Annotated in this window: 22 protein-coding genes; 14 read left to right on the forward strand and 8 right to left on the reverse strand. The window is 41.9% G+C overall.

Annotation, left to right across the window (positions count from 1 at the left end; genetic code table 11):
• Nucleotides 1-51 precede the first annotated feature (51 nt).
• From VB732_RS25305 to VB732_RS25340, 8 genes are all read right to left on the reverse strand, one after another.
• The gene (locus VB732_RS25305) at nt 52-210 is read right to left on the reverse strand and encodes a transposase (RefSeq protein ID WP_323233646.1); all 159 of its coding nucleotides are present in this window, start codon (nt 208-210) and stop codon (nt 52-54) included.
• 229 nt (nt 211-439) lie between these two features.
• Complete coding sequence (locus VB732_RS25310) at nt 440-1,714, reverse strand: ribulose bisphosphate carboxylase small subunit (RefSeq protein WP_323233647.1); 1,275 nt, start codon at nt 1,712-1,714, stop codon at nt 440-442.
• A 91-nt stretch (nt 1,715-1,805) separates the two neighbouring features.
• Nucleotides 1,806-2,192 (reverse strand): type II toxin-antitoxin system VapC family toxin, encoded by a 387-nt coding sequence (locus tag VB732_RS25315; protein WP_323233648.1) that lies wholly within the window; start codon nt 2,190-2,192, stop codon nt 1,806-1,808.
• Complete coding sequence (locus VB732_RS25320; protein WP_323233649.1) at nt 2,189-2,416, reverse strand: type II toxin-antitoxin system Phd/YefM family antitoxin; 228 nt, start codon at nt 2,414-2,416, stop codon at nt 2,189-2,191. Before VB732_RS25320 ends, VB732_RS25315 begins: the two co-directional genes overlap by 4 nt.
• 37 nt (nt 2,417-2,453) lie before the next feature.
• A complete protein-coding gene (locus VB732_RS25325) occupies nt 2,454-3,104 on the reverse strand; it encodes a GDSL-type esterase/lipase family protein (protein ID WP_323233650.1) in 651 nt (216 codons plus the stop codon).
• 174 nt (nt 3,105-3,278) lie between these two features.
• Nucleotides 3,279-3,617 carry a ribulose bisphosphate carboxylase small subunit gene (locus VB732_RS25330; protein WP_114082924.1) on the reverse strand — a complete coding sequence of 113 codons (339 nt, stop codon included), beginning with the start codon at nt 3,615-3,617 and terminating at the stop codon, nt 3,279-3,281.
• Between the two features lie 45 nt (nt 3,618-3,662).
• Nucleotides 3,663-4,070, reverse strand: coding sequence for a RuBisCO chaperone RbcX (gene rcbX, locus VB732_RS25335; protein ID WP_323233651.1), 408 nt, complete (start codon nt 4,068-4,070; stop codon nt 3,663-3,665).
• Nucleotides 4,071-4,228: 158 nt separating this feature from the next.
• Nucleotides 4,229-5,659, reverse strand: a complete 1,431-nt coding sequence (locus VB732_RS25340) for a form I ribulose bisphosphate carboxylase large subunit (RefSeq protein ID WP_114082926.1) — start codon at nt 5,657-5,659, stop codon at nt 4,229-4,231.
• A gap of 777 nt (nt 5,660-6,436) precedes the next feature.
• Between VB732_RS25340 and VB732_RS25345 the strand changes: the two genes are divergently transcribed.
• The 14 genes from VB732_RS25345 to VB732_RS25410 all read left to right on the forward strand — a co-directional run bounded on the left by VB732_RS25345 (nt 6,437) and on the right by VB732_RS25410 (nt 20,879).
• Nucleotides 6,437-7,543, forward strand: a complete 1,107-nt coding sequence (locus tag VB732_RS25345; RefSeq protein WP_323233652.1) for a ligand-binding sensor domain-containing protein — start codon at nt 6,437-6,439, stop codon at nt 7,541-7,543.
• 84 nt (nt 7,544-7,627) lie between these two features.
• Nucleotides 7,628-8,398 carry a 3-methyl-2-oxobutanoate hydroxymethyltransferase gene (gene panB / locus VB732_RS25350; RefSeq protein ID WP_323233653.1) on the forward strand — a complete coding sequence of 257 codons (771 nt, stop codon included), beginning with the start codon at nt 7,628-7,630 and terminating at the stop codon, nt 8,396-8,398.
• 170 nt (nt 8,399-8,568) lie between these two features.
• Nucleotides 8,569-9,300, forward strand: a complete 732-nt coding sequence (locus VB732_RS25355) for a tetratricopeptide repeat protein (protein ID WP_323233694.1) — start codon at nt 8,569-8,571, stop codon at nt 9,298-9,300.
• A gap of 320 nt (nt 9,301-9,620) precedes the next feature.
• The gene (locus tag VB732_RS25360) at nt 9,621-10,436 is read left to right on the forward strand and encodes an Rpn family recombination-promoting nuclease/putative transposase (protein WP_323233654.1); all 816 of its coding nucleotides are present in this window, start codon (nt 9,621-9,623) and stop codon (nt 10,434-10,436) included.
• Nucleotides 10,437-10,552: 116 nt separating this feature from the next.
• Nucleotides 10,553-11,290: a Uma2 family endonuclease gene (locus VB732_RS25365; protein ID WP_323233655.1), complete on the forward strand. Its 738-nt coding sequence runs from the start codon at nt 10,553-10,555 to the stop codon at nt 11,288-11,290.
• Between the two features lie 113 nt (nt 11,291-11,403).
• Nucleotides 11,404-12,720 (forward strand): FADH(2)-oxidizing methylenetetrahydrofolate--tRNA-(uracil(54)-C(5))-methyltransferase TrmFO, encoded by a 1,317-nt coding sequence (trmFO, locus tag VB732_RS25370; RefSeq protein WP_323233656.1) that lies wholly within the window; start codon nt 11,404-11,406, stop codon nt 12,718-12,720.
• Between the two features lie 163 nt (nt 12,721-12,883).
• Nucleotides 12,884-13,285 (forward strand): fasciclin domain-containing protein, encoded by a 402-nt coding sequence (locus VB732_RS25375; protein WP_323233657.1) that lies wholly within the window; start codon nt 12,884-12,886, stop codon nt 13,283-13,285.
• Between the two features lie 202 nt (nt 13,286-13,487).
• Entirely contained in the window at nt 13,488-13,823 is a 336-nt protein-coding gene (locus VB732_RS25380; protein WP_323233658.1) for a hypothetical protein, read from the forward strand.
• A gap of 954 nt (nt 13,824-14,777) precedes the next feature.
• Complete coding sequence (locus tag VB732_RS25385) at nt 14,778-16,478, forward strand: SulP family inorganic anion transporter (RefSeq protein WP_323233659.1); 1,701 nt, start codon at nt 14,778-14,780, stop codon at nt 16,476-16,478.
• A gap of 96 nt (nt 16,479-16,574) precedes the next feature.
• On the forward strand, nt 16,575-17,990 hold the full coding sequence (locus VB732_RS25390; RefSeq protein WP_323233660.1) for a cation:proton antiporter: 1,416 nt from the start codon (nt 16,575-16,577) through the stop codon (nt 17,988-17,990).
• Between the two features lie 480 nt (nt 17,991-18,470).
• The gene (locus VB732_RS25395) at nt 18,471-18,806 is read left to right on the forward strand and encodes a cation:proton antiporter subunit C (protein WP_323233661.1); all 336 of its coding nucleotides are present in this window, start codon (nt 18,471-18,473) and stop codon (nt 18,804-18,806) included.
• Nucleotides 18,803-20,230 (forward strand): cation:proton antiporter, encoded by a 1,428-nt coding sequence (locus VB732_RS25400; RefSeq protein ID WP_323233662.1) that lies wholly within the window; start codon nt 18,803-18,805, stop codon nt 20,228-20,230. Before VB732_RS25395 ends, VB732_RS25400 begins: the two co-directional genes overlap by 4 nt.
• Complete coding sequence (locus VB732_RS25405; RefSeq protein WP_323233663.1) at nt 20,227-20,616, forward strand: cation:proton antiporter; 390 nt, start codon at nt 20,227-20,229, stop codon at nt 20,614-20,616. Before VB732_RS25400 ends, VB732_RS25405 begins: the two co-directional genes overlap by 4 nt.
• Nucleotides 20,613-20,879, forward strand: a complete 267-nt coding sequence (locus VB732_RS25410) for a hypothetical protein (protein WP_323233664.1) — start codon at nt 20,613-20,615, stop codon at nt 20,877-20,879. The genes VB732_RS25405 and VB732_RS25410 overlap by 4 nt, the downstream gene beginning before the upstream one ends.
• The last annotated feature ends 3 nt before the right edge of the window (nt 20,880-20,882 follow it).

Genomic DNA, 20,882 nt, shown 5'->3' on the forward strand with positions numbered 1-20,882 from the left:
CGGATTTCTCTTAATATTCAACACTTTTGGATGTAGGGTGAATCCCAGAAGTTATATGTAGATGCAAGTTTGTGACCATGTTTCACTAGCTTGCGGTACACTAGCTTCTGGTTTTTCACTTAAGTTTGAGACTATTTTCATTAACCTTTTGGTTCTTCTTTGATCCCCTAATTCGGTTTTTTCTAGTTCTTGCTTGATCCACTCTTCCATTGACTGACTTTGGTTGAACTCAGGTATTGCTATAGAGACTATACAATTCCTCGATTTTGTCAACCTTTATGTTAAGAAAGATGTGGGTAATGGATAGCTTTTTAAGGGGGGTTGGGGGGATCTTCAGACATATTAAAACATGAACCGAACCGTATTGATTGAGGAAGCAGATTTTTTCCTATTGTTTAAGAATTAGCAAAAGCGATCGCTCTTTCTCATTTATCTACTCCTAATTTTTCCCATGCGGACGATGAATAATTGTCTCCAAAACTCGCCGTTTAGCTTTTGGATCAATACCTACTAAGCGGATATACTCACCGCTATATTCTGCCAAAGTTGCTTCCAAGTTTGAGATTGCATCAGACTCAGCATCAATGTGGCTATGAACGCAACTTTGCCAAGAACCTGTGCGGAAACGGCGCTCATCTACGTGTTCAATACTTATTTTGTAACCTTGAGATAATAATTGCCGAATCTGTTCTTGTGTCTCTAGGGTTAAATGTGGGCTTGATACTTCCCGTTTCTGAAATCCATTAGTTTTTGCTTCTTGAGTTGCACCATTGCTTGACGGCTGATTAATTGGGGTTACAGCAGCAGGTGGTGCAGATTGAGAATTTCTACCTCGATTGAGTCGGTTGTAATCATCAACCAAATGGGAATTTTCTACTCGTTTTTGTTCACCAACGAGGAAGTTACCAGACTCGATTAAGTGAGATAGCCTGAAATCTGGCTTTTTAAATTCTGGTGGCCCTTCAGTGCTGTTAACGATGCTCAAGGATACCCGCTCAAAACCTACTTGATGGATGTAGTTGCGGATTTGTTCGTCATAAATGCGCGATCGCAAAGCGCTAAAAAAGTCAATGGACTGATTGACAAATGTATCAACTAGCTGTTCAACTTCCCTCTGTGACAGTCCATCCGGTTCAAAAATCCCTTTGACAATTCCCACTTTGTCGTCTCGGTTTGGTTCCCAGTAGAATTTCTCCATCCGTCCATCCCGAATTAACGGTGCATAGAGAGTGGAAAAATCATTACCTGTGACAATAATCGGTACACGATGTAAAGGTGTGGAATCATAGCTTCCAGGCAACTGCACATCTGTGGGATTATCAGCAATATTCATCAGTGTGGCATTCACCAACTGCGTATTTACAGTATATTGAGTACCTTCATCAAAGCGTCCAGCCCCTGCATCTAAATCGTTAATCATCAGTACACACATTTTGCCGCGTACTTTGATTAGTTCTGCTGTTTCCCGATACCGCAACCGAATCAACCGCGCTGGATCTCCTGCGTCTGGACTTTCCAATTCGCCGCCAGATATGTTAGTAACTTCGATACCCATTTTCTCGAAGACTAATTGACATTGAAATGTTTTGCCTTCACCTTTGCGTCCGTGAATACCTAAAATCACTGGGACTCGCACGCCAGGAAGCTTTAGAAAGTTTTTGGTGATGTGGACAGCCAATTTGTCAAGAAATCGAGGAGCGATGTAGTAACCCATAAAATTATCTTTGCCTAGCACTGCCTAAAGTAATGTTAAGTTTTTTTGGTGATGACTGTTTATTTATCTTTTAGTAGAAAAGTAACGCGATTTACCATACACGTCTTACTGGATATGCATCAAAAATTTTATCGGCACTCAGTAAAGGTATATTTTCCACTATCGATTGTGCAATCAAAATTCGGTCGAATGGATCGCGGTGATGTAAAGGTAGTGTAGCAACAACAGTAACATGGCTAATTTTGATATCGAGTAACCTAAAATCGTTCAGGTTGAGTTGCTGTATAATGAATATCTCAAATGGCTGATTGAAACTAAGCTTGCCTAAATTCTGCTTAATAGCTATTTCCCATAAACTAGCAATACTTAGTAAAATTTCATTATTCTCATCATTGATAAACTCTAGTACTTGATTACTAAGTCTTGAATTGTCAGTCACATACCAAATAAAAGTATGTGTATCCAACAGTAATCTCATTCCATATATTCCTTGAAATCTTCCAGTGGTTCATCAAAATCATCGGATATTGTAATTAAACCCTTTGCGCTTCCAGGTTGACGGGGGCGTTTAACTGGTGACACAGGAGTTAACTTCACAACAGGTTGATTATCTTTGATAATAATAATTTCCTCACCACTAAGTGCTGCTTCAATTAAGTCGGGTAAATTTTTAGATGCTTCAGCTAGAGTAATTTGCTGCATAGTTACCACCTTTGGATATAAAAATCAGGTGCTAACACTATCCTAACTTTGAATACTCGATTAAGTTCAGAGGAAACCAATTTAACCAACCGTCCCAATTTTCCACAATTTGGGCAAATTCTGCATAACCGCCTGCTCTTGGATGAACACCATCATTAGCTCTTGCTTCATTAATCCAGATATTAGATTTTTCTAATATCGGAAAAACGTCTAAATAAGGCACATTTAATTCTTTACAAATTGAAGCATATTGTTTAGATAAATTAGTAATTCTCTGCTTTCTTCCTGGATCTTCTCGTTCTTCGTATGGTGCTAGTCCAATCATCAAAACAGGACACAACGATTTAGCTCTACTTAAAATTTTACGGGCATTTCTGATAGAATCTACCAAATCTACGCGAGTTTTCCCATTTTCTACTGTTGTGTCATTCAATCCAAAAGAAAACACAACTCTGCCATCATATTCTTTGGGCAATCGCAGTAATACTTCCTGTAACCAACGCTTTGCTATATCAGTACTCGTATCACGCCTAATTCCTAAATTATAGTAAGTAATGTCATAACCTTTTTGATTAGCATTAGCACATACTCTACCTGTCCAACCAAGACATTCTTGATCGCCAGTACCATTAACAAAAGAGTCACCAACAAAGCAAATTCTTACTTCCGATAGATGCTGTAATCTCATTTATTTTATTAAAAAAAGCAGAGGTTTATGCAAAGGGGCGCTGATTTATTCTCTGCGTTACTCTGCGTTTTCCTTTGCGTCCCTCTGCGTTTCAAAAAAATCTAGTAAATAGGAGAGGCAGATAATTCTACCTCTCCTATGCAGTTAAACTAATTACTTAGAGCAATGCTTGCTTTAGTATCTGGTAGCTTTGTTAGGTTTGTGAACAAGAAAGCTGAGAACTTGGCACTGCTTAATGTTGTCAAAACCCACAACACGGATATAGCTGGTGTTGAATTGAGAACGGCATCCTTGAACTTCGCTCAATACTTCTTGAGTAGATTTAGCGCCGAACAAAGGTAGCTTCCACATTGTCCAATATAATTCTGTTGGCTCAGAAGTTTCGTTGAACTCGATCGCTGGAATGTAACCTTGATTCAAAATGTACTGGATCTGCTTGGCAATTTGAGCGTCAGTCAGGGGTGGCAGATAAGAAAGGGTTTCGTAACGACGCTCTTTTGGTAAAGTTTGCATAGCTTTTGATAATGGGTTGCGATTTTGACTACTAGGTTGACCGAACTAATTAGATAAGTTATCCAAATTCGGATCTGAAGTTGCTTGCTGTTCTGGTTGCAGACTGGGGCTAGATGTGTCTATTCGTGTGATGCGTTCTAAGTGCTGGCGACGCTGCTCCATGTTGGATTGCTGAATGCCAGTGCGAACCATTTCTGGTAAAAATTCTGCAATTTCTTCCGCTATGTGTTCTCTGACAGTCATGATTCGCAAAGCCAAATCTGGTTTTTCTCGCAGCAGTTGCTCAATGAATGACTCACCATTTTGAATTTTGCCAGACGAAAAGTTATGCAACCAAAGTTCTAATGGAGGATTCGTTTCGCCTAGCTGCGCCAATACTGTCCTTAGAGCCTGATAAGTCAGATAGCTTTGGAGAGTTTTGGCTGTGTCCTTCGCAATTTGCTTAAGATTCATGCTTGACCCCAGCCCTGAAGAGTTATGAGTTATAAGTTAAGAGTTATGAATTAATGCAGAGCAAATCCTAACTCTTAACAGACGCAATTAATCGCGTCTTTACACTCTTGTACAGACGCGATTAGTCGCGTCTCTACTTCTTAACTCCTAACTTTTGATCAGACGGTATCCATTGCTTCAAACTCGAACTTGATTTCTTTCCACAGTTCGCAAGCAACAGCTAGTTCAGGAGACCACTTGGCAGCTTCGCGGATGATATCGTTACCTTCACGAGCCAAGTTACGGCCTTCGTTACGAGCTTGAACAACGGCTTCCAAGGCGACGCGGTTAGCGGTTGCACCAGGAGCGTTACCCCAAGGATGTCCTAGAGTACCACCACCGAATTGTAGTACGGAGTCATCACCAAAGATTTCTACTAGCGCGGGCATGTGCCATACGTGGATACCACCAGAAGCAACTGCCATTACACCAGGTAGAGAAGCCCAGTCTTGGGTAAAGTAAATACCACGAGACTTGTCTTGCTCAATGTAGTTTTCACGCAACAGGTCAACGAAGCCCATTGTGATGCCGCGCTCACCTTCCAACTTACCAACTACGGTGCCGGTGTGGATGTGATCGCCACCAGACAAACGTAGTGCTTTAGCCAATACACGGAAGTGGATACCGTGGTTCTTTTGACGGTCGATTACAGCGTGCATAGCACGGTGAATGTGTAGCAAGATACCGTTATCGCGGCACCAACGAGACAACGTGGTGTTGGCGGTGAAACCTGCGGTGAGGTAGTCATGCATGATGATGGGCATTTTGAGTTCTTTAGCGTACTCAGCCCGTTGCAACATTTGTTCGCAAGTAGGAGCGGTGACGTTTAGGTAGTGACCTTTAATTTCACCGGTTTCTGCTTGAGCTTTGTTGATAGCTTCAGCTACAAACAAGAAGCGATCGCGCCATCTTTGGAATGGTGCGGAGTTGATGTTTTCGTCGTCTTTGGTGAAGTCCAAACCACCACGTAAACACTCGTATACAGCGCGTCCGTAGTTCTTAGCAGAAAGACCCAATTTGGGCTTAATGGTACAACCGAGCAAAGGACGACCGTATTTGTTTAACTTGTCGCGCTCAACTTGGATACCGTGAGGAGGCCCTTGGAAGGTCTTGATATAAGCTACTGGGAAACGGATGTCTTCTAGACGTAGTGCCCGCAGAGCTTTGAAACCAAATACGTTACCTACAATTGAGGTTAATACGTTGGTTACAGAACCTTCTTCAAACAAGTCCAAAGGATAAGCAACGTAGCAGATGTACTGGTTGTCTTCGCCGGGAACTGGTTCGATGTCATAACAACGACCTTTGTAGCGATCGAGGTCGGTGAGCAAGTCTGTCCACACAGTTGTCCAAGTACCTGTGGAAGACTCAGCCGCTACAGCCGCACCTGCTTCTTCGGGAGGAACACCGGGCTGGGGTGTCATGCGGAACGCAGCTAGAAGATCGGTATCTTTTGGTGTGTAATCGGGTGTGTAATAAGTTAGTCTGTAATCTTTAACCCCGGCTTGATACCCAGACTTGCTCTGAGTCTTCGTTTGAGCGTAAGACATATTTTATCCTTCCCTGAAATCACTCTTAATTAATTATCAAATCACGTTTTGTGCAACTTCCCCTCACCCGATTTTTCCCCCCTTCATCGGGGAGGAGATTCGGGAAAAATTTTTCTTAGGGGTTGTTTTTGCCAAAGATTGCAGTTTTTTTGCGGCGGACACTTTGGTAGCGGTGGTAGCCCTCCTCACCAGTGTTATCCCCTTCTAGGGGTACACGACCTAGCGCTTCTACTGTTTCCTCTTTATACGAATCAAAATTCTTTTTTACCTCTTTTTCGCACCCGACTAAACCTTCTCAATTTCACCAAAACTCCCGCTTTTTGCGGCTTTATTTTAGATAATTCCCCTACAAATCGGGGTATTCAGGGGATTGGGCTGGCTGGCAGACATTCCCACCTCTACACTCCTTTTATCTTCCCCGTTGATGGAAAAGATACCAGAAAAGAATTTACTTGACAGAGATTTAGCAGAGTGGTGAGCGAAAGATAAAAAATTGCACACCACGTAATTTGTAACTTATTCCACAATATATCAATAATTCGATAAGTTATTCTTTCAAAGTTTTGAACTTATATATTTAGTTTTGTTATTACAGAATGATTTAACATTTTATTACAAACGCTTTACAAGGTGTCATCAATAGTGTTTTGGAACTGGGTAATAAGAAAGTATTCCTAAATATTTATTCCCCAATTCCTATTCCCCAATCCCCAATGTTTAAAAAATCCCAACCAGGGGAACACTGAAATTAACCCAAAGCCAGTTTAGGTAACGGCTATGGGTAATGTCTCCAAAGGAAATGTCACCGTGGTATTGTTTTGCAAGCGTACTAGTTTATTGATTACTTCGATGTTGCTGGGGTTGATAGCTGTGCCAAGTATAGGATGGGCACAAAAAACCTCTGACATTAAATCATCTGATTTAACTCCCGCTTACCCACCTTCTGCGCCGCCACCGCGAGTAGAATCGTTACCCAATGAGCGGGGAGTACAAGAAAATTCGCCAGAAACTGATTATCGTGTCGGTAACTTACTGGCAGATGTTACAGGCAATCTTTGGGTAGGTTCTTGGCGGGGACTATCGAGGATCGATCCTAAAACCGGCAAGATTATTTCTCGCGTTAGCTTACCGAATGTTGCCATTGGTGCTTTAGCCCAAGACAAAGTAGGACGTTTGTGGGTGGGAAGTTATGAGGGACTGTTTCGAGTAGACCCCCGCACTAGTGAAATCACTGCACAGAATTTATTTTTGCCTTCTAAACGGGTTTTGTCATTGTTACTTGACAAACGAGGTTATTTGTGGACTGGAACCGATAGCGGTTTAGCCCTAATTAGTCCCGACCAAGGTTTGATTATGACAACAGTAAAAAATCTACCTGGTGTCAGCGCCAACACCCTAACTTTAGATGCTGAAGGTCAACTGTGGGTTGGTACTCTTGATGGATTGGTGCGGGTAAATACGGCTAGTGCTGGGATTATGAAGCGGATTGCCGATTTACCAGGGACGACCGTCCAAGCTTTAGCTATCAGTCCAGAAGGATTAATTTGGGCGGGAATGCCAAATAATTTGTTAGTTATTAACCCAAAAACTGGTGCGGTGTTGCGGTCTGTAACTCGCCTGCGTGGGCGCGACGTAAAGGTGGTACGTTTTGCTAAAGATGGTAGTGTCTGGGTCGGGACTAACAATGGTTTGTTACGATTAAATCCAAATACAGGCGCTGTGTTAGATGCAGAAGTTGCTGGGCTTCCTTCTAGTCGGGTTCTTGCCCTTGCACCTGACATCGCCAATAAATTATGGATCGGCACTAGTGAAGGTCTAGCTTGGTTAATGCCCAAAACTGATAGTGCAAAACCCCATATTGCTTTCAGTCGCGCTGTTAAATGAGGGAATGGGGAGTGGGGAGTGGTGAAATTCCCTACTCGTACTCTCTACTCCCTACTCCCTACTCCCCACTCCCTACTTAAAAAAATGGCAATCACTACCCAGCAATTAATTCAATGGAAACAACAGGGACGTTCAATTGTGGCGTTGACGGCCTGGGATTATGCGATCGCTCAACTCATCGATGCAGCTGGTGTAGACTTAATCCTTGTGGGCGACTCTATGGCAGTAGTTTTAGGGTATGAAACAACACTGCCGATAACTTTGGATGAGATGATATACCACGCCAAATCTGTGCGCCGTGGGGTTAAACGCGCATTAGTGGTTGTAGATTTACCATTTTTGACGTATCAAGAAAGTCTCCAGCAAGCGATGCACTCAGCAGGGCGAGTACTCAAGGAAACGGGCGCTCAAGCGGTAAAATTGGAAGGTGGCTATCCAGCGATCGCAGAAACTATTGCTCGTTTGGTTCAAGCTGGAATTCCGGTAATGGGTCATGTCGGTTTGACACCGCAATCTGTACATCAACTTGGTTTGCGACAACAAGGGAAAACGCAAGAAGCGAGTGAGAGGATTTTACAAGAAGCGATCGCTCTCGAACAAGCAGGTGTATTTTCTTTAGTTGTAGAGCATATACCCGCAGATTTGGCAATGCAGATTACACAAAAATTGAGTATTCCGACAATTGGTATCGGTGCGGGAACTCACTGCGATGGACAAGTTTTAGTTACCTCAGATGTAATCGGACTTACTGAGAAACATCCGCCATTCGCCAAGGTTTACACCAACTTGCGGGAAACGATTACCAAAGCTGTACAAGATTATGCTGTAGAGGTGCGCGATCGGAAATTTCCATAGTTTGTGGCAAATTGTGTGCAGTTGCAAAACAGTTTTGATGTTCAATTCATTGACTTGGGAATAATACTAGTGTCATCAGCTTTTATAAACCAATGCTCAATTTAATGTTTGCTTTTGGATACTCTAGCCTAGGTTATATACTTTATAATTCTGGCGACTATTAAGGAGCCATTGAAAATTATACTCAGGCAATTTTACAAAATTCAGAGGATTTGACATCATATCTAAGTCGTGGTATTGCTCGTTCACTGACAAAGGATTATCAAAATGCAATTGAAGACTTTAATGAAACAATCCGGCTGAGTCCTCAATATGCTCAGGCTTATGCTGAACGTGGTGTTGCTCGTGCAGCAATAGGCGATAATCAAAGTGCAATTGAAGATTCTCATCGTGCAATTCAATTAGATCCGCAATATGTACGAGCCTATTTTGGACGAGGTGCAGCTTGTTTTTACTCTGGCAACTATCAAAATGCGCTAGAAGACTTCAGTTTGATAGCCAGCATGGAACGTTCTGCTATTTCTTACTACAATTTGGGCATTTTGCAATATTCTCAGGGTATTAATAGCCAAGCCATTAAGCACTTAACCAAAGCTCTTTATGTAGATCCCAATTTAATAGCTGCTTACTATGTGCGGGGTAATGCGTGTTATGAGTTAGGAGATGAGCAAGGTGCATTTGCAGATTTTAATGAAGCAAAGCACATTGAAGCAGTGGGTGGAGGTGAAATATATTCTGAAGATGAATTTGCTTTCTACGCAAGGGGTTTGGCTTGCCATCGCTTAGGAAATCGAGAGGAAGCGATCGCTGATCTCCAAAAGTCAGCCCAAATTGCTTTAAAGCATCAAAACACAATATTTCACCAAAAAGCGATCGACTTCATGAGCGAAATTCAGTCTTAAGAAAGTTGGTATGAATAAATTATTATGGTTTTTGGTCGTGCTGTCTTCGCTAAAGTGCAACTACAAGCTAATTCCAGATATTTGTCATTAAAAAATATAAGAAAGAAGCTAGCGAATAGTTCAATACAGTTCAGATAAGCCCAAAACCCTCATGTAGAGACGCGATTTATCGCGTCTTCAAAGATAAATTATCTACACCAATAACTTTTAATCCAAGCGTATTGCCGAATAGTTAGTTTTCCACCTGGGATAATTTATGCAATCAGAGAGCAGCACATTATAAAATTGTTAAAGTTAAAAATTGTGCTACAACATCCAGAGTGAAAACTGACAGCATCTTTTATCGCCTATTTCAAGAATTCCCCAGTATCTTCTTTGAACTGATTGGGAATCCTCCTGAAACTGCCAATACCTATCAATTCTCTTCAGTTGAAATCAAACAAACTGCCTTTAGAATAGATGGTGTATTTCTTCCCACGCAAGACGAAGAAAATCCGATTTATTTCGTTGAAGTTCAATTTCAACCAGACTCAGATATTTATTTGCGCCTAGTTTCAGAAGTATTTCTCTATTTGCGGCAAAAGAAATCTAAAAATTCTTGGCGAGGAGTGGTGATTTATCCCAGAAGAAATATAGATATTGGTGAACGACAAGATTGCCACGAATTCTTCAACAGCGATCGTATTAGTATAATTTACTTGGATGAATTAGGCGAAGCTGCATCACTACCAATAGGTATTGCTACCATCAAGTTAGTAATTGAAAATGAAGATACAACTATTACCACCGCCAGAGAACTAATTAACCGTACTAAACAAGCGGTAAATTTGCAACTGCCACAAAAAGAATTACTAGAATTAATAGAGACAATCTTAGTTTATAAATTGCCTAACATAAGTCGAGAGGAGATAGAAGCGATGTTTGGGTTAAGTGAGTTGAAGCAAACACGGGTTTATCAAGAAGCTAAACAAGAAGGTAAACAAGAAGGTAAACAAGAAGGTCGTTTTGAGGCAAAGTTAGAAGCTGTACCTAAACTGCTAGCACTGGGTTTAAGTGTAGAACAAATAGCACAGGCGTTAGATTTGGATGTTGCACAAGTCCAGCAAGCAGTACAGCAAACACCTCTCAATGAATAAATTCAGACAAGCGATGTTTGGCGACAAGCCTTTTTGCGTCTAAGCATTTTAGATTAACGCGATCGCTATCTTAACTACAAATATCAGCTAAAAACGCCATACTTGGAGGTGCAGCAATGGTACAACAAGTTACACCAGAAACCACCATCGAAGTCATCTACCCAGAAAGTGACGGACAGCCAATGGCGGATAATACAGAACAATTTGCATGGATTGTCAAAATTAAAGAAAATTTAGAAATCCTATTTGCATCGACAACTGATGTATTTATCGCCGGAGATTTATTTTGGTATCCAGTTCAAGGAAGCCCGAATCTTAAACAAGCGCCTGATACAATGGTGGTCTTTGGCAGACCAAAAGGAAAACGGGGTTCTTATTTACAGTGGGATGAAGATAATATCCCCCCACAGGTAGTATTTGAAATACTATCACCAGGTAACACCCTCAAAGAAATGACCAAAAAATTGCAGTTTTACCAGCGTTACGGCGTAGAAGAATATTATATTTATGATCCAGCTAAAAACGATTTAAATGGCTTGCTGCGTTCTGGGGATAGTTTTGAAGTTATCGAAGAGATGAATGGCTGGGTAAGTCCGCGTTTGGGAATCAGTTTTACATTAACACCGGATACTTTGGAAATTGTTTCTCCTACCGGGCAAAAGTTTTTGTCACCTGTAGAAATTGACCAGTTACGAGAACAAGAACGCCAACGTGCAGAACGGGAATGTCAAGCAAAGGAAACAGCTTTAGAAGAAAAGGAAGCAGCTTTACAAGAATTAGAAAAAGAGCGCGATCGCTATCAAGAATTGCTAGCTAAACTCAAAGAAAAGGGAATTGATACAGATAATTTGTAACTGCTACTGTTGTATTTACTTACAGAAAAAGTCATGAATTAGATATTTTTATTTCATCTTACTTCTGTGATGCTGATAGATACTTAATAATATTAGGAACTAAAAATTTAACAATGGAACAACAACCGATACAAGTAATTGGAGGTGGACTAGCTGGGACAGAAGCAGCGTGGCAAATAGCCCAAGCTGGAGTACCGGTAATTCTCCATGAGATGCGTCCAAAACGCTTCAGCCCTGCTCATCATACTGAACATTTGGCAGAATTAGTGTGTAGTAATTCCTTTGGGGCAATGGCTAGCGATCGCGCGGCGGGATTATTGCACGAAGAATTACGTCAGCTGGGTTCTATCGTCATCTCGAAAGCTGATGAACACGCCGTACCTGCGGGAGGGGCGCTAGCAGTAGACAGGGGACAATTTGGGCAAGACTTGACTCAAACTTTAGCCAGCCATCCTTTAATTGAATTTCGCCGGGGAGAAGTGTCTGCGATTCCTGAAGGGATTGTGGTTTTGGCAACTGGGCCTTTAACCAGCCCCGAATTAGCCGAAGATTTGCAGCGCTTTACGGGGATGGAATACCTGAGCTTTTTCGATGCAGCTAGTCCGATCATTGTCGGAGAATCGATTAACCGTGATATTGCCTTTATGGCATCACGTTATGACAAAGGTGAAGCCGCTTATCTCAACTGCCCAATGAATAAAGAGCAGTATTTGCACTTTCGAGAAGAACTTTGCAAAGCTGAACAAACAGAACTCAAAGGTTTTGAACGGGAAACAGCGAAATTTTTTGAAGCTTGTTTACCCATTGAAGAACTAGCCCAGCGCGGGGAAGATACCATGCGCTACGGCCCCCTAAAGCCAGTGGGATTGTCAGATACTCGCACCGGGGAACGTCCTTATGCTGTGGTGCAGTTGCGACAAGAAGACAAAGCCGGTCAACTTTGGAATATGGTAGGATTCCAAACTAATCTGCGCTGGGGTGAGCAAAAGCGGATATTTCAGCTAATTCCCAGTTTGGAAAAGGCGGAGTTTGTGCGGTTGGGAGTTATGCACCGCAACACTTTTATTAATGCTCCTCAGCTAATGTATCCAACTCTGCAATTTAAAGAACGTCCCACATTGTTAGCTGCTGGACAGTTGATTGGTACTGAAGGTTATACTGCTGCGGCTGCGGGTGGCTGCTTGGCGGGAATTAATGCAGCGCGGCTAGCCTTGGGTAAAGAAGCTTTGGTTTTACCACCAACAACAATGATGGGTGCGTTATTGGAATTCATTAGTTCCGCTTCGCCGAAACATTTCCAACCAATGCCGCCCAACTTTGGGATTTTTCCCGAACTGGGTGCGAAAATCAAAAGTAAGCAGGAGCGTTATGGACGTTACCGCGATCGCTCTTTAACCGATCTAGCAAACTGGAAAGCTAATCGGAATTAATGGGAATTGGGAATTGGGAATTGGGGAAAGACTTGTTTCAAGTTCTCACCCTTTGTCCCCTTGTCCCCTTGTCCCCTGCCTCTTCTGCCCACTCACTATTTAATAAAACTTTAAATAGGTTTATTATCCTTTAAAATCTTTTGCATAAATTTAGGAAAAATATATGGCTGATATTGTTGATATTGCTGTTACGGCTGAGTCTTTCAAAACACTAGTGGCGGCTGTACAAGCTGCTGGTTTAGTAGAAACATTAAAAAGTCCTGGCCCGTTCACTGTCTTTGCGCCAAATGACGATGCTTTTGCCAAATTACCACCGGGAACTATCCAAACTCTGTTACAAAATATTCCCCAACTAACGCGCATTCTAAAGTATCATGTCGTTCCCGGGAAGCTGCTACAGGCTGATTTGGCAGAACTCGGTACGGTTAATTCTGTGGAAGGTTCACCGATTAAAATTCATTCTTCAGATGGTTTTGAAGTTAAAAATTCCACAGTTTTAGCAGCAGATATCGAAGCTGATAATGGTGTGGTACACGTTATCGATACCGTGATTTTACCGGGTTAATTTAGCTAGGGTGGGTATTTTCCACCCCTCTTATCCAAAATCTTTATAATTAACTAACTATTGAGTAGTATCAAAACGCAACTCAATAGTTTAATTTATGTTATGTTTGCAATGTGATTACTCACTCATCTGTTAATGTAAATTTAGTTATTTTAAAATAAATTAAGTTCTTAAAAAGCTAACATCTATCCCAAAAAAATTAATGCTCGATCTTAACACCTTAGTAGAGTTCTCTCGTGGCAACTGCATAGGTATTTGTGCGTTTCTCGTACCAGCAAACTTGATTGTCACAATTTTAACGATGAGCCTAGTAGCCTTACGCCGCCCATCATATCAAGTGTGGCAATCTGCTGGAATTGCCGGTTTCTTCGCTTCTATAATGATTTTGCACGTATATACTTGGTTTATGATTGGCGTGGTGATGGCTCCTACTTACATCTTGCTTTGGCTAGCAATCACTTGTTTGGTGACTAATTTGGGAGCAATTCTTTATCAAAGACGTTACAGTAACAGCCCTAGTCTTTCCAGCAACGCTTGAATATCATAACTTCTGGTGAGTGCGCTGCTCGTCTCTGTATTTGAAATTGAGCGCACCTCAGCTAAATCACAGATTATAGCTGGGGGCTTTTTCTCTACGAAAAGTAAAGATCAGAAAAAACGATCGCTTGCTTGCACAAATGTCTTCAACCCAACCACCAAATCGGCATAATTTGCAAAGCACTCCGATGGGATACCTGCGGTATATTGTCTATCTCAGGTTATAGTCTCTACTTATGATAACAATCAACGATAAGTTGATATCTAAAAAATTCTGACCGCATTGCTGTAAGAGACTTCGGGTATAGGAAATTCTAATAGCGCAAAAAGTAAAAATTATACATTGTCAAGTTTTTACTTTTTGTTTGCAAACCGTTTGCTTTGAATTAACAAATACATACTAATAGCCACAACCCAAAAATGTTGTAATAAAACTTAATTAACATATATAGTCTTTTATCTATGAAAGCAATTTAATATTTATTTAATATTCAGGCTTGAGAATGAACAATATTGACATATAACGCTGTAAGCTATTGTTAATCTCATTTAACTTGGCAGTAAATACAACTTGCAATTCATGTAAGTCTTTACAGTCTAATTTTTGAACCATCTTTGGTCTAAGCCTTCTTTATTGGGGATTCGTGTTCAGCGAATTTCCGCCTAGAAAGGCTTTATAGTCTGCTGCTTTGCAAAAATTAAATGTTTTCTTTGCCTGATTTTTCATGCAATAAGACATGAATTTTACTTAAAGTAGTTGGCAATTTTTAGTAAGAATTCAGGAGTCAGAATTCAGGAGTCAGAATAATTAAGGAATCAAATAAAGACTTGATAAATAAACATCTAGTTTTATTGAACTCCTTATACGTTCTGGCTTCTGACTCCTGGGTGTTGAATTTTTACAATTTTTACAACCCAAAATTTATTTTCCTGTTTTTGTAACCAAAACCCCAGTATGTCATTGACTAATACGATCCATTTTAGAAACTTACGAGGCGATTTATTCGGTGGTGTAACTGCTGCGATCGTTTCGTTACCTCTAGCGCTAGCATTCGGTGTTGCTTCCGGTGCTGGGCCTGTAGCTGGCCTTTATGGTGCAGTTTGTGTCGGCTTTTTCGCAGCCTTATTTGGTGGGACACCAACTCTAATTTCTGAGCCAACCGGGCCAATGACGGTGGTCATGACTACAATTGTCGGTTCCATGACCGCAGCTAACCCCGAAAACGGCTTGGCAATGGCATTTACCGTAGTCATGTTAGCGGGAATATTTCAAATCTTCTTTGGGATATTTAAGTTGGGTAAATACATTACCCTCATGCCTTACAGTGTGATTTCTGGGTTTATGTCTGGGATTGGGGTAATCCTGATTATTTTGCAGATTGCTCCGTTTGTCGGACAGCCAAACCCTAAAGGTGGCGTACTGGGGATGGTGCAAAATCTGCCTCAGTTATTAACTCAGATTAATCCTGCCGAAACAGCTTTGGGCTTGCTAACGCTGGCAATTATTTTCTTCATGCCATCGAAAATCAAGCGCATCGTTCCCCCGCAACTCGTCGCCTTAATTGTCGGAACTATAGTTTCTCTAACCATTTTCGGTGGTGTAGATATCAGACGAATCGGTGAAATTCCCGTAGGACTGCCCACATTACAAATCCCTACCTTTACTGCATCCCAAATCACAGTGATGATTGTTGATGGAGCAATGTTGGGGATGTTGGGTTGTATTGATACTTTATTGACGGCAGTAATCGCAGATAGTTTGACTCGTACTGAACACAAATCTGACAAAGAATTGATCGGTCAAGGTATCGGTAACTTGGTATCTGGTTTGTGTGGTGGGCTACCTGGTGCTGGTGCCACGATGGGAACAGTAGTCAATATCCAAACTGGTGCTAGTACAGCAGTATCTGGTTTAACTCGTGCGTTAATTTTGTTAATTGTAGTTTTGTGGGCTGCGCGTGTCACTCAACCTATCCCAATGGCGGTATTGGCTGGTATTGCTCTCAAGGTGGGGATTGACATTCTTGACTGGAGCTTCCTAAAACGCGCTCATAAGGTGTCGCTGAAAGGCACACTCATCATGTACGGTGTATTATTCTTAACCGTATTTGTTGACTTAATTGTTGCTGTTGGCGTGGGAGTGTTCATTGCTAATATCTTAACTATCAATCGCCTGTCGGAATTACAAGCTCAGGAAGTGAAGACAATTAGCGATACTGATGATGCAATTGTCTTGAATGACGAAGAGAAAAAATGGCTTGATCTCGGCAATGGACGTATCCTGCTATTTTACCTGAGCGGGCCGATGATTTTTGGAGTATCCAAAGCGATCGCTCGTGAACATTCAGCAATGGCAGACTCTGATGTGTTGATTATGGATTTGACTGATGTACCAATTTTGGGTGTGACTGCTTCTTTGGCAATTGAAAATGCCATCAAGGATGCTAGTGAACAAGGTCGTCATGTGTTGGTTGTTGGTGCAACCAGCAAAGTCAAAAAGCGTTTAGAAAAGTTTGGCATTTCCAGATTTGTACCAGAGCATTATATGTTTGTAGATCGTGTAGATGCGCTTAAACAAGCGGTTGCTTTAGTTAATCCTCATGCAAATTCTGCTAATACTTCTGGCGTTAGTAACTACACTGACAACTATTCGTGAGTTGTAATTCGTAATTCGTAATTAGATTATGAATTACGAATCACGAGTTACATTTTTTAATTGGCTCCAAAATAAATCAGAAACACAAGCAAAAACATGATTTTTTCAGAACCAATAGTTAATTCATTTACCTGGTTAAATTTTCTCAACGGAGGTTTACAGTCTCCTTTACTAGCAACAACTAATGAGGCGGAATATGCTCCTATTGTGCTGACTGGAGTATTGCTAAGTTTAGTAGTCATTTATCTGGCTAGTAAAATTGGTGGCGAATTATTTAGAATGATGGACTTGCCACCTGTATTAGGAGAATTAGTTGGTGGGGTGCTTGTAGGTGCTTCTGCTCTGCATTTGGTAGTGTTTCCTGACAGTGGAGCGGCTGGTAGCGATTCCATTATCATGACTATCCTGCAATTCATTAACAACCTCAGTCCTGATGCCGTCACATCAATCTTTCAAAGCCAGAGTGAGGTTGTTTCTGTGCTTGCCGAACTAGGTGTGATCATTCTGTTATTTGAAATTGGTCTAGAATCAGACTTAAAAGAATTACAGAAAGTCGGTTATCAAGCAACAATTGTTGCTTGTGTTGGGGTAGCTGTTCCTTTTGCAGCTGGTACGGCGGGGCTGATTTTATTGTTTCATGCGCCAGTAATTCCAGCGATTTTTGCAGGTGCAGCGCTCACCGCTACGAGTATTGGGATTACCTCGAAAGTTTTGTCAGAAATTGGGCAGTTAAAATCTCGTGAAGGCCAAATTATTGTTGGTGCAGCTGTAATTGATGACATTTTAGGCATCATTGTATTGGCAGTGGTTGCGAGTCTTGCCAAAACTGGTGAGGTTGATATTTTCAACGTCATTTATCTAATTGTCAGTGCTACCGTTTTTCTCATTGGCTCGATTCTCCTCGGCAAATATTTCAATCAGAGTTTTGTTGCCATTGCTGAGAAATTGCAAACACGAGGCAACTTAATTATCCCAGCATTTATCTTTGCCTTTTTCATGGCTTTTCTAGGCAGCGCCATTCATTTAGAAGCTATCTTAGGCGCATTTGCGGCTGGCTTAGTTTTGGATGAAACGGATAAACGTAAAGAACTAGATGAGCAGGTTAAACCTGTTGCTGATATCTTAGTACCAGTTTTCTTTGTGACAGTTGGCGCGAAAGTTGATTTAAGCGTTCTTAATCCTTTAGTTCCAGGAAATCGAGAAGGATTAATTATTGCTACCTTCTTAATTGCGATCGCAATTATCGGTAAAGTTGTCACAGGTTGGGCGGTTTTTGGTCAACCTGGAATTAATCGGCTAGCGGTCGGTGTGGGGATGATTCCCCGTGGTGAAGTCGGGTTAGTGTTTGCCGCCATTGGTGCAGCTAGTGGTACTCTAGATAAACCATTGCAAGCTGCGATCGTTATTATGGTGATTTTGACAACCTTCTTAGCACCGCCTTTATTGCGGTTTGCATTCAAACAATCATCAGAAGAAAAAGAAGCTTTAAAGGAAGCCAATTTAATCAGCTAATGCCGCAAATGAAGAGGCAGGGAGCAGGGGGCAGGGGGCAGGGGGAAATCATAGGTGTCAACTTAACGTGAAAACCATGTCCCTCAAGGAACTGAAGTTCCAAGAATAATAGCGAAAGTCTTCTATTGATGACTAAATAATCCGAAAAATCCTTAGTCTACTTTAGTAGACTTTAGCTAAAAGCCAAAGAACTTTAGTTCGAGGCGGGCGAGGAACTTAACAGTGAAGCTACTTTTAGCTTAAGTTGACACCAATGGGGGGAAATGACTCCTTCTCTACTAGTGGTTCTAGTACCCCTGCGGGGAAGCAAGCTACAGGTGAAGTGGTCACTAAGCGTAGCCTCTCTTAGATAAAAGTGTCGAATCCCAATTCTGTTCTATCCCCCCTGCTCCCTGCTCCCTGCTCCCTGCTCCCTGCTCCCTGCCCCCTGCCCCCTGCCCCTTTTCCTCCTTTTCAATCCTTATCCAACAGGCAATTTCCGTGTTAGAAGCGTGCATATTCGCAACAATACTTTGCGGATTTTTCGGCATCATCCTTAAAAAGAACCTCGTTATGAAGATCATCTCTATGGATGTCATGAGTACCGGGGTTATCGCCTATTATGTGCTGATTGCATCACGAGGTGGCTTATTCACTCCAATTATTTCCAACCTCAAAAATGTCAGATACGCCGACCCGGTTCCCCAGGCGGTTATATTGACGGCGATTGTGATCGGATTTTCGATTCAGGCGTTAATGCTAGTCGGCGTTATGAAGTTGGCACGAGATAATCCGACTTTGGAGAGCAACGAAATCGAGAAGAATAACACGCCATGAATAGCATTACCATCGCCTGGATTGCACTACCGTTTTTTTTGGGCTTTGTCATTTATCTCCTCCCAAAATTTGACAAATACCTTGCACTGTGCGTAGCTTTTGTTTCGGTCGGATATGCGTTGCAGCTATTTTTTAACCAGTCGCCACTGACACTACAGTTACTGGATAATTTCGGCGTTATCTTAACAATCGATCAATTAAGCGGCTATTTTATATTAACTAATGCCCTGGTGACGGCAGGAGTCATCCTCTATTGTTGGGGCACTGATAAGACAGCTTTTTTTTATACACAACTCATCATTTTGCATGGCAGCGTCAATGCCACGTTTATCTCTTCGGATTTCATCAGTTTATACGTGGCCTTAGAGGTGATCGGTATTGCTGCGTTTCTCTTGATTGCCTATCCCCGAACCGACCGATCAATTTGGGTTGCCTTGCGCTATCTCTTTGTCAGCAACACGGCAATGCTGTTTTATTTGGTTGGTGCGGTGTTAGTCTATCAGGCCAATAATTCCTTTAGTTTTGCAGGTTTGCGTGTAGCACCGACTGAGGCGATCGCACTCATTTTTGTGGGACTCTTGACAAAAGGGGGAATTTTTATATCGGGATTATGGTTGCCGTTGACTCACTCCGAATCGGAAACGCCTGTGTCGGCTATGTTGTCGGGAGTTGTGGTAAAAGCTGGTGTCTATCCATTAGTGCGGTGTGCGCTGATGGTGGAAGAGGTTGCCCCAATAGTGAGAATTTTCGGAGTTGGGACGGCGCTTTTGGGAGTTTGCTATGCATTCTTTGAAAAAGATACCAAGCGGACGCTGGCCTCGAGTACTATTTCTCAGTTAGGTTGGATTATTGCTGCACCAGGCGTGGCAGGTTTTTATGCGTTGGCACACGGACTGGCAAAATCGGCGCTTTTCCTGATAGCAGGTAACTTACCAAGCCGAAACTTCAAGGAATTGCAAGATAAGCCGATCAATACCCCAATTTGGATTGCCCTGGTTATAGCCAGCCTTTCAATTTCGGGCTTTCCCCTGTTAGTCGGCTTTGGGGCGAAGATGTTGACACTGGAGAATCTGGAACCCTGGGAAGCGATCGCTATGAATATTGGGGCGGTAGGAACAGCAATAGTGTATGCCAAATTCATATTTCTGCCGCATGGGGGACGAGAGAATGTACGCCCCGGTTTCTGGCCACCAATTATCCTATTAATCACTGGACTCATTGTGGCAAGCGCGGTCTATTATCAGGCGTATACCATTGCAAATATTATAAAAGCACTCGCAATCATCGGTATTGGTTGGTTAGCGCATTTTTTGATTTTTCAACGGTTAGTAGTCAAACTGCCGCGTGTACTTGAGCAATTTGAGCATCTAATCGGGGTGATGAGTCTAATGTTAATCCTACTCTTCTGGATGGTATTGGCATGATTGGGCATCTGAATCTGATATTACGACTGACCATTTGGTTTCTGCTCACTGCCGATTTCAGTGTGGCAAATATCATCATTGGCATCAGCATCGCATTCCTATTGCCGGGTCGTCCGAAAACCCCGGAAGCATTAAAAGATTGGCTGCGTGTGCTGGGTGAAATTATTGTGGCAATTCCGCAAGCATATATTGAGGCATTTGAAATCATCTTCCGTCCGCATAAATACGAAGATGTAATCAGGGAAAGAGTCAAACCCCAACGGACACCCGGACTCATATTCCTGGATATATTCTTGATCACCTTTACACCCAAGACCATTGTTTTGAAATATCACGAAGAGGGTTGGTATGAAGTCCACCGAGTGCGACGGAGGAAAAAGGCATGATTCTGAACCTAGCATTGATTGCAATGATTTTGACATTGCTTATCCCCATGTATGAAGCATGGCAAGATGATGATATTTGGCAAAAAATGTTGGCGTTTGCAAGTATTGCGACCAAGACATCAATCATGATCCTGGTCGTAGCCGTCTTGCGTGATGATTGGATGATCGGTGTTGTCGGAGTAATCATCTTGAGTGTGGGGAATGCCGGATTAATGTTGTTGGCACATATCCTCAAAAGAATGAATGATTTAGCGAATGAGTAATAT

Origin of the sequence: Nostoc sp. UHCC 0252 (assembly GCF_034931145.1) — a bacterium.
Lineage (GTDB): Bacteria > Cyanobacteriota > Cyanobacteriia > Cyanobacteriales > Nostocaceae > Nostoc.

Bases quoted from the DNA above. Each gene is read 5' to 3' on its own strand.
- VB732_RS25305 (WP_323233646.1), bottom strand. From the start codon at position 210: ATGGAAGAGTGGATCAAGCAAGAACTAGAAAAAACCGAATTAGGGGAT.
- VB732_RS25310 (WP_323233647.1), bottom strand. From the start codon at position 1,714: ATGGGTTACTACATCGCTCCTCGATTTCTTGACAAATTGGCTGTCCAC.
- VB732_RS25315 (WP_323233648.1), bottom strand. From the start codon at position 2,192: ATGAGATTACTGTTGGATACACATACTTTTATTTGGTATGTGACTGAC.
- VB732_RS25320 (WP_323233649.1), bottom strand. From the start codon at position 2,416: ATGCAGCAAATTACTCTAGCTGAAGCATCTAAAAATTTACCCGACTTA.
- VB732_RS25325 (WP_323233650.1), bottom strand. From the start codon at position 3,104: ATGAGATTACAGCATCTATCGGAAGTAAGAATTTGCTTTGTTGGTGAC.
- VB732_RS25330 (WP_114082924.1), bottom strand. From the start codon at position 3,617: ATGCAAACTTTACCAAAAGAGCGTCGTTACGAAACCCTTTCTTATCTG.
- rcbX (WP_323233651.1), bottom strand. From the start codon at position 4,070: ATGAATCTTAAGCAAATTGCGAAGGACACAGCCAAAACTCTCCAAAGC.
- VB732_RS25340 (WP_114082926.1), bottom strand. From the start codon at position 5,659: ATGTCTTACGCTCAAACGAAGACTCAGAGCAAGTCTGGGTATCAAGCC.
- VB732_RS25345 (WP_323233652.1), top strand. From the start codon at position 6,437: ATGGGTAATGTCTCCAAAGGAAATGTCACCGTGGTATTGTTTTGCAAG.
- panB (WP_323233653.1), top strand. From the start codon at position 7,628: ATGGCAATCACTACCCAGCAATTAATTCAATGGAAACAACAGGGACGT.
- VB732_RS25365 (WP_323233655.1), top strand. From the start codon at position 10,553: ATGGTACAACAAGTTACACCAGAAACCACCATCGAAGTCATCTACCCA.
- trmFO (WP_323233656.1), top strand. From the start codon at position 11,404: ATGGAACAACAACCGATACAAGTAATTGGAGGTGGACTAGCTGGGACA.
- VB732_RS25375 (WP_323233657.1), top strand. From the start codon at position 12,884: ATGGCTGATATTGTTGATATTGCTGTTACGGCTGAGTCTTTCAAAACA.
- VB732_RS25380 (WP_323233658.1), top strand. From the start codon at position 13,488: ATGCTCGATCTTAACACCTTAGTAGAGTTCTCTCGTGGCAACTGCATA.
- VB732_RS25385 (WP_323233659.1), top strand. From the start codon at position 14,778: ATGTCATTGACTAATACGATCCATTTTAGAAACTTACGAGGCGATTTA.
- VB732_RS25390 (WP_323233660.1), top strand. From the start codon at position 16,575: ATGATTTTTTCAGAACCAATAGTTAATTCATTTACCTGGTTAAATTTT.
- VB732_RS25400 (WP_323233662.1), top strand. From the start codon at position 18,803: ATGAATAGCATTACCATCGCCTGGATTGCACTACCGTTTTTTTTGGGC.
- VB732_RS25405 (WP_323233663.1), top strand. From the start codon at position 20,227: ATGATTGGGCATCTGAATCTGATATTACGACTGACCATTTGGTTTCTG.
- VB732_RS25410 (WP_323233664.1), top strand. From the start codon at position 20,613: ATGATTCTGAACCTAGCATTGATTGCAATGATTTTGACATTGCTTATC.